5 protein-coding genes and 2 pseudogenes are annotated in these 3,786 nt (G+C 38.3%); all 7 read right to left on the bottom strand.

Annotated elements, in window-relative coordinates; genetic code table 11:
- Positions 1–209 (bottom strand): annotated as a pseudogene (locus tag ACFIL8_RS08260) (P-type conjugative transfer protein VirB9); the annotation flags it as partial.
- Between the two features lie 2 nt (positions 210–211).
- Complete coding sequence (locus ACFIL8_RS08255) at positions 212–883, bottom strand: virB8 family protein (protein WP_375612435.1); 672 nt, start codon at positions 881–883, stop codon at positions 212–214.
- On the bottom strand, positions 880–1,167 hold the full coding sequence (locus tag ACFIL8_RS08250) for a type IV secretion protein VblB7 (RefSeq protein ID WP_375634902.1): 288 nt from the start codon (positions 1,165–1,167) through the stop codon (positions 880–882). The genes ACFIL8_RS08255 and ACFIL8_RS08250 overlap by 4 nt, the downstream gene beginning before the upstream one ends.
- Positions 1,154–2,092: a type IV secretion system protein gene (locus tag ACFIL8_RS08245; protein WP_375634904.1), complete on the bottom strand. Its 939-nt coding sequence runs from the start codon at positions 2,090–2,092 to the stop codon at positions 1,154–1,156. Before ACFIL8_RS08245 ends, ACFIL8_RS08250 begins: the two co-directional genes overlap by 14 nt.
- A 31-nt stretch (positions 2,093–2,123) precedes the next feature.
- A complete protein-coding gene (locus ACFIL8_RS08240) occupies positions 2,124–2,453 on the bottom strand; it encodes an EexN family lipoprotein (RefSeq protein WP_375612432.1) in 330 nt (109 codons plus the stop codon).
- 23 nt (positions 2,454–2,476) lie between these two features.
- Positions 2,477–3,232, bottom strand: a complete 756-nt coding sequence (locus tag ACFIL8_RS08235) for a type IV secretion system protein (RefSeq protein ID WP_375634908.1) — start codon at positions 3,230–3,232, stop codon at positions 2,477–2,479.
- Positions 3,229–3,786 (bottom strand): annotated as a pseudogene (locus tag ACFIL8_RS08230) (transporter); the annotation flags it as partial. The gene ACFIL8_RS08235 and the pseudogene ACFIL8_RS08230, both read right to left, overlap by 4 nt.

The raw sequence follows: 3,786 nt of genomic DNA, 5'->3' as shown, positions 1-3,786 counted from the left end.
TGGGCAATTTCTTCATTGGGAGAAAATTCTATTTGTACCGATGAGCGTATGGAGCCAATAATTTTTGTGACATTATAAGCATCATAATTGATAAAGCGAATGCGGCTATCGCTTGGCGCGCGGGTGGGAAAAACACTCGCGTAGCTTATATTTGTCAAAGAAAAGGCAACAGCAATCCTAAGAATGAGAAAAAGAAATTTTTTTGTCATGATCAGTTGACCACTTCCGGATCGGTTCTATATTCATTAACAATAAACCCTAGAGGATTTATCAAACGGTTTTGGACAGAGATAGGGGCATTGGTATATTCAAAGGTGAGTGTTGCAACCCAGTGGGTGATGAATTCTTTGTTGTTGTCGTTGTTACGCACAGTTCTGTAGTAACGCACTTGGGCGACATTTTCATTGATAAAAGAAATTGATTTTATTGTTATTGTAACGGTGGCGTGTTTATAAAGAATTTGAGGACTTTGGGGATTTTTTGCGCCGTACCATCCAGCAAATCTTTCTCGTTCTTCAGGTGAAGAGAGGAGAGAGATGGTTTCGAAGTTATTTTGTGTTTCTTCTACGACGAAACCTTCACGGAAGCGGACATATTTTGCTGCAAAATAGCGTGTGATGGCTTCGTCGACGTTTGTTGGACCTTCTTTTAAGGCTTCTACGACTTCAGTGATGCCGGTTGAATTATCAACGCGGATGACAAAAGGTTCTACGGTTTTAAGGGGCGTGAGGGTGATGACCGCGAGAGAAGACATTATTGCAACAGCAACCGCGATACCGGCGATTGCAAGCGAGATGCGGGTGGTGCGGCGTGAGGCGAGCATGCGATCTTGATCGAACGAGCGTGCTTCAGCAATATATTGTTCTACGGCGTTTTCTTTCATGCTTTTTGCCCGCAATTTTTGTAAGACTTCATTTCTTCGTCCGTGAATTTTTGTGCCAAAAGCGTTTCAAGTTTGCTCTCTTTCACAGATGATTGTGTATTGCCACTTATAATAATAGGTCTTGGAGTGGGCTTCTTCCCTTCCCAATTCCACATTGATCTGTTGAGTGGACGTTTAGAATATCCATCACACTTTGGGAGTGATTTCAGCGTGTTTGATGAAGACATACAGCCACTAAGAAAGAGAAATGGCAAGATAATCCAAATTTTTTTAACTCCCCGCATTTGTAGTATTACCTCCTCTAAATTTTGATGCCAAACCTCTAAAACCAGCAAGAGCACCACGACCAGCTAATCTGCTAGTGTGGTGAGCTAAATGTGTTGAACCTGCAAGAGATGCTCCTCCAGAAGCTAAAGCAGAGGCAATTCCGGGTAAATGGATAAAAAGATAAATGCCACCAGTTCCAATAATCAAAAATTGAATTACAGAAAACATGATATCTTTAATGTCACCTGAAAGGATATCTATCGCAAGACTTACATATACGTTACCAAGCAAAGTGACTAATACCTGCAAAATGATAAAGTTTGCGAGTTGTCCTAACCATGCTTCTGTAAAACGTCTTGTCGTTGAAAACATATAAAGGCTTATGAAAAGTGGTCCAACCGATATAACAAGAAATGAACCAAGTTTAGCAAACATTGTGACGATAAAGCCAATAGTGCTAAAAAAAGCAGCAATTAATAAACAGATTAAACCAGCAACCCAATTAACAATATACTTCCCCATATCATACCATGCTGTATACTGATTTGCTGCATCAAAAACATGTGCAGAAGCATGTATCATCATATTGTCCCAGACATTTTTATCTGAATTTGCTCCTTGGGTGACATTTGCAATGGCATCAGGCAGATCAGTAAAAAATATGTCTTTGATCCAAGCATTATATTGAGAAGCGTTTGTAGTGAGTGTAACAACGATGGCAAGTTTAGCTGTTGTCGCTATAAAATCCCATAAAGGCATAGAAGAACGCCCATATATAATGTTGTAACCTATAAATGCAATATAGATTATACAAGATGCCGTAAGAGGAGCGGATAAAGAACTTGAAAGATTACTAATGGTCTTATCCATTAAGTTCCCAAGAGTATTCATTAAACGGTCATCTATATCACTGTACGTAGGAACGTAATCCATTAACGACATTGAATATCCTTTTTATTTTTTATAAAAACAACTATTGAGCGTTTCTTTCAGCTTCTTCTTTCTCTTTTTGTACGGCTTTAGCGCGCTCTTTTGCTTCTCGTTCCTCTCGTCTTTTATTTATTTTCTCTAGAGCTTTATTATAATTTTCTAAAGCTCTCTTAGAATGTTCTTCATCAAGTTCCTTAGCGGCTTGTCGCACATTTTGACAATTTTTCGAATTATCAGAAGCCCCACACTTCCATTGAAACTCTCTTATTAAGCTTTCATTTTTTTTAAATTCTTCTACGCTGTAAGTTTTTTCGCAACCAGTCGTGATAAGTCCTATGCAAAGCAGTAATGTTGTTATGATGATCTTGTTCATTTTCAATTCCCTCTTTTTAATTTTTAATGACCACGGATTTTTCTTGCATAGTCTTGGTATCTTTTACTAGATTCTTCTCTAGAACGAATAATTTCAGCTTCCTGTTGAGCTTGCTGAATCATAGAGGCGGCTTGTGTTTGTAAAGCCTCTGCTTGTAATATTGCTTGTATAGCTGCTAATTGTGTTTGAGCATCTTGAACTTCAGCAGCGGTTTTAGCATTTTTGAGTTTTTCAATAATCTTACTAATGGCTTCTTTCTTTTTATCGGCATCTTCGTAAACAGCTTGCCCTGTTGCTGCTTGTCCTACATTGCGATTGTGCAATTTTTCCACTTCTTGCTTGTAAAAGGCATCAACGGCTTCTTTTGATCCACTACCACCCGATGGTTCTTTATATAAAAGTTTTTCCTTCCATTTTTCAGTGTTTCCGCTACCACCCCCAGTACCATCTATTGATTGTTCTAAATGATTAAAATCAGAGGGGAAAGCAGCATTATTCCCTTGTTTGTTGAGCAATTCTTGAAGAGCGGATAAATCAGGTTTTCCATTTAAGGAACTATATAATTGTTTTGCTTGATCGAGTTGGCTCTTTAATTGCTCAAGCTGTTGTTTGCCTTGTTGAACTTGCTGTTCTGCTTTTGCAACTTGTTCTCTCAATTTTTTGGCTTGCTCTATATTTTCCAGCAGTATTTTATAATCAAAGGGACCACCTCCAAATGCATTTGCTTGAGGTCCAAAAGAAATTGCGCAAAGAGCTGTTGCCAATAAAAGTTTTTTCATTGCTTTGACCTTTCTTGAAAAATAGGAAGCCATTTTTCTGGAGATTGTCCAACTTCATCCATAATGGTCTCTAGGAGTTCAATATTCTTGGTGGTGCCACTTAAAATGGCTATTTCATCATCAAAGCCGCGTAAATTTAGCTCTGCTACAACTGAACTTTGTCCTTGTTTGATGAGAAAACGCCGTGACTCACGGCTTAATTCTGATTGTATCAGGTTAAATTCTCTGTCCGATAATTTAAACCCTTCTACATAATCCCCATGATTGCCCTTTTGATTGGGAAAATAAATTTGTGTTGGACATTGCTCTATAATGGTGTGAGCAATGGTCGAATTGATCGCATCTTTGGGAGATTGCGTCGCAAATAACATCAAACCATTTTGTTTACGGATAGTTTTCAGCCTGTCTTGCGCAAAGGCTTTAAAGGAATCATCCTCCAAGGCTTTCCAAAACTCATCAATGACAATGATAATACGGCGCCCATCAATCAGAGACAAAATCCTATGAAAAAGATACATCATTAATGGGGGACGAATTTCATTATTATCTAAAAA

Source organism: Bartonella sp. AP57NXGY (assembly GCF_042195805.1).
Classification (GTDB): domain Bacteria; phylum Pseudomonadota; class Alphaproteobacteria; order Rhizobiales; family Rhizobiaceae; genus Bartonella.
Note: the sequence above shows the minus strand (reverse complement) of the source record. Positions and strands in the feature narration are given on the sequence as shown.